General features: G+C 38.1%; 3 protein-coding genes and 3 pseudogenes. 4 read left to right on the top strand and 2 right to left on the bottom strand.

The window, feature by feature from the left end; translation table 11 throughout:
- The first annotated feature begins 147 nt into the window (after positions 1–147).
- The 3 genes and pseudogenes from yfdV to PR675_RS20095 form a co-directional block, all read left to right on the top strand.
- Entirely contained in the window at positions 148–1092 is a 945-nt protein-coding gene (gene yfdV / locus PR675_RS20105) for a transporter YfdV (protein WP_272582943.1), read from the top strand.
- Between the two features lie 295 nt (positions 1093–1387).
- On the top strand, positions 1388–2527 hold the full coding sequence (gene yfdE, locus PR675_RS20100; RefSeq protein WP_272582942.1) for a CoA:oxalate CoA-transferase: 1140 nt from the start codon (positions 1388–1390) through the stop codon (positions 2525–2527).
- A 90-nt stretch (positions 2528–2617) separates the two neighbouring features.
- Positions 2618–3030, top strand: a pseudogene (locus PR675_RS20095) (IS1 family transposase); the annotation flags it as partial.
- 9 nt (positions 3031–3039) lie between these two features.
- On the opposite strand, the pseudogene PR675_RS20090 reads toward PR675_RS20095, so the two are convergent.
- Positions 3040–3258 (bottom strand): annotated as a pseudogene (locus PR675_RS20090) (antirestriction protein ArdA); the annotation flags it as partial.
- A gap of 121 nt (positions 3259–3379) precedes the next feature.
- Positions 3380–3679 carry an HdeA/HdeB family chaperone gene (locus tag PR675_RS20085; protein ID WP_004917257.1) on the bottom strand — a complete coding sequence of 100 codons (300 nt, stop codon included), beginning with the start codon at positions 3677–3679 and terminating at the stop codon, positions 3380–3382.
- A 198-nt stretch (positions 3680–3877) separates the two neighbouring features.
- Between PR675_RS20085 and PR675_RS20080 the strand changes: the two are divergent.
- Positions 3878–3973, top strand: a pseudogene (locus PR675_RS20080) (IS5/IS1182 family transposase); the annotation flags it as partial.

The following is a 3973-nucleotide window of genomic DNA, read 5'->3' as shown; positions in this document are numbered from 1 at the left end:
CCATATTGGAAACTTGAATCCTAAATTTGTTGCTAAAAACTAATGAGTAACGAAATATAAATATCTGAGAAATTAATGCGTTATATTATTTTAATTAACGCATTAACTCAATTTCACAATATTAGGTGACCCGCTATGATCGATTTCATGTATAAAATATTCATGAGTGATTTATTGCCAATCATTATTATTTTGGCTCTCGGATTTGTCAGTGGTCGACGAAATGTATTTACTGAAGATCAAGCAAGAGCATTTAATAAACTGGTTTTAAATTATGCTTTACCTGCTGCGCTATTTGTCTCACTCGTTAGAGCGAATAGAGAAATGATTTTTGCTGACATGAAGCTTACGATTATTTCATTAGTCGTTTTATTAATTTGCTTCTTTTTTACCTTTTTTAGCTGTAAACAATTTTTTAAACACAGTCGTGCCGAGGCTGCTGTTTGTGCGTTAATAGCTGGGTCACCCACTATCGGTTTTCTTGGATTTGCCGTTTTAGATCCCATATATGGGGATACGGTATCAACTGGCCTAGTGGTTGCCATTATCTCTATCATTGTCAATGCGATTACTATTCCGATTGGGCTCTTTTTACTTAATCCATCAAGCGCGAATGGGGAAAAAAGTGGCGGAGGGATGAATGCACTCATTTCCGCATTTAAAGAGCCGGTTGTTTGGTCACCTATTTTAGCCACAGTATTAGTTTTAATTGGTATAAAGATACCAGATGTGTGGGATCCGACATTTGAGCTCATTGCAAAAGCCAATTCAGGGGTTGCCGTCTTTGCCGCAGGACTCACACTCGCCGCAAACAAATTCGAGTTTGATGGTGAAATTATTTATAACACGATGTTAAAACTTATTTTCATGCCAGGCCTTATGCTCATCGCTGGGTTAGTGTTCCATATGGAGTCAACCCAACTTCAAATGATGGTATTAGCTGGTGCACTCCCTCCAGCCTTCTCCGGTACAATTATCGCTAGCCGCTTTAATGTTTATACCCGAACTGGAACTGCCTCACTCGCTGTTAGTGTTATTGGTTTTATCATTGCAGCGCCACTCTGGATATACATTGCTAGACTTGTAAGTTAAATTATGGGGATAACCATGGTAAAGAATATTTATCATGGTTATTTTATAACCCAATAGGCTATGGACCATCAAAATTCCTCAATGGAATTTCGGTTCTTTGATTTCACTGATGTTTAATCTGCTCTTTGATGCTCCCAATGACCCGCGTGATTCGGCGTTGATGGCTTTATCTTTACCAGAAATCGTCCTATCGTATTAGTCGGACATACAGAAAAAGAATTAAAAGAGACTAATTTTAGTGAATGATAATGAATTCAAATGAAAAACTAATGTTATTCAATATATTGGTGACTAAATGAAAAATAATAAAAGCGGACCGTTTGAAGGTTTACTTGTAATAGACCTCACTCATGTGCTGAATGGCCCATTTGGAACACAAATGCTATGTGACCTCGGTGCTAGAGTCATAAAAATAGAAGCCCCCGATCATGGTGATGATACAAGAACATATGGCCCTTATGTTAAAGGTCAATCCCTATACTATAGTTTTGTAAATCGCGGAAAAGAAAGTATTCTTCTCAATTTAAAAGACAATGCGGATCGTGCTATTTTTATCAATATGATAAAAAAAGCCGATGTAGTCGCTGAAAATTTTAGGCCAGGAACAATGGATAAGCTTGGTTTTTCATATGAAGAGCTAGCATCAATAAATCCACGATTAATTTATGCATCCTCATCCGGTTTCGGCCACACTGGCCCGTTAAAAGACTTTCCCGCTTATGACACAATTATTCAAGCAATGAGTGGCATTATGATGGAAACTGGTTTTCCTGATGGCCCACCAGTTCGAGTAGGAACATCAATATCAGATTTATGTGCTGGCATCTATATGTTCAGCGGTATAGCAAGTGCTTTATATGCAAGAGAAAAGACAGGACAGGGTGCACATGTAGATATAGCCATGTTTGATTCAACAATCTCATTTCTAGAGCATGGATTAATGGCTTATGTAGCAACAGGAAAAGCCCCTGAACGCATAGGTAATCGTCATCCTTACATGTCACCTTTTGATGTATTCCATACTAAAGATAAACATATCACTATCTGTTGTGGAAATGACTCATTATTCTCGAAGTTATGTTATGCGATTGAGTTACCATTGCTTGTAGAGGATCCGCGTTTTTTAACAAATATTGATAGAGTTAAAAACCAAGCGCAATTAAAAGAGCTTATTGAAAGCAAACTTAAAGAAAATAACGCTGAATATTGGATAAAAAAAATAGATAACGCCGGTGTTCCAGCCGCACCATTACTCAATGTATCAGAAGCAATGCAATTACCACAAACTCATGCTAGGAATATGTTGATCGAAGCCGGTGGAATAAAAATGCCAGGAAACCCAATAAAGATAAATAATTATCCAGATCCAAAAGAAAGACAAGGTGCTCCCGAATTAAATGAGCACGGAAATGAACTCCGTAGAGAATTTACGTAGTGTGAATATCAAAATAGATAAATGATAATGGGTCATGTATTCAATCTGGTGAGTAACCTGTAATATAGGGTAATTTATCGGAGAATATTCATGGCTAAAGTCGATGTAAGGTGCCCATTTTGTCAACAAACTCCCTCAGTGAAAAAACATGGCCTAGGGAGTACAGGTCATCAACGTTATCGTTGTCAAGACTGCTGCCGAAGCTTCCAACTCGACTATGAATATCGTGCCTGCCAGCCCGGTACCAAAGATAAAATTATCGACCTCACGATGAATAATGCCGGTATTCGTGATACCGCTAGAGCCCTTCATATCGGCATTAATGCAGTTGTTCGCACTTTAAAAAACTCTCGCCACGGAATGTAACAACACTGCCCCTAGATAACCTACAAATTCAACTCATTTGTGAGGTCGATGAGATGTGGTCATTTATCGGTAACAAAAAACGTCAGCGTTGGTTGTGGTATGCATGGGAGCCTCGCTTAAAGCAGTTTGACTCTCATGTTGTTGTCCTATCTATCCCCCGTATGATAAACATATCCTCCACTGTGAAAAATTCCGCCTTGTTCAAGACAAACATCACGTCCATAGCGTTCATAGTCAAAGTAATGGGATAAATGCCCCAGTTGGGCTAAATCATAACAACCACTTTCTTCTATCCAGTAATAACCTAAATCATATTCATTATAGACCCCCGCTAATTGCTAGAAAGAATCCAAGTTATTCGCTAAATAGGGAAAAGAAATTATTGAAAGGGCTGCAACAAAGTGTATCTGCCAATCATAAAAAATAAGATGCTCATTATTAAAACAAGCATCTTATTATCAAAGGCTTCAATCTATTACTGCTAATTTATTTTTTTGAAGCAAGGTAATCTTGCAAAGTACCTTCAGGCTTTTTCTTACAGAATTCAACAAGTTGAGGGACTTCAGCAACACTTTGCTCAGTTAAAGCAACATAATCGCCACCTTTGAATTGCGTTTCTTGGTTGGTAACCCATAATGCAACTGGCGCCCAGCTTTGTGGGTTCAGGTTAATAAATTCCTGGCAAGACATTTTTTCAGGTGTCACAGCAGTGGAATCAGCCGCCATTGCATTGAATGAGAAAGCCGCAGCTGCTGCTAATAGGCTAGAAATAACAATCTTTTTCATTTATAAACCTCTTATGTGTAAAAATAATACATAACTATGTGGCACTTTATTTTTATCACAAACTTATTAAAGGTTATACAATCTTATTATGAAGGTCTTTTAAAGGGCATTAACTATCTATAAAAGATAGATACCCTAATAACCTATCCCAAAAGGAATTGTCAGATAATACATAATGATAATTTCTGAGGACGAAGCGTGACGGGCAACAAGTGGCAGATCAGTGATGGACTCTGGGAGAAAATGGCTCCTCTCATCCCGGAGCATAGAACTCAACACTCGCTGGGTGCGCAG

Source organism: Providencia sp. PROV261 (assembly GCF_028477945.1).
Taxonomy (GTDB): Bacteria; Pseudomonadota; Gammaproteobacteria; order Enterobacterales; family Enterobacteriaceae; genus Providencia; species Providencia stuartii.
Note: the sequence above shows the minus strand (reverse complement) of the source record. Positions and strands in the feature narration are given on the sequence as shown.

Bases quoted from the DNA above. Each gene is read 5' to 3' on its own strand.
- yfdE (WP_272582942.1), top strand. From the start codon at position 1,388: ATGAAAAATAATAAAAGCGGACCGTTTGAAGGTTTACTTGTAATAGAC.
- yfdV (WP_272582943.1), top strand. From the start codon at position 148: ATGTATAAAATATTCATGAGTGATTTATTGCCAATCATTATTATTTTG.
- PR675_RS20085 (WP_004917257.1), bottom strand. From the start codon at position 3,679: ATGAAAAAGATTGTTATTTCTAGCCTATTAGCAGCAGCTGCGGCTTTC.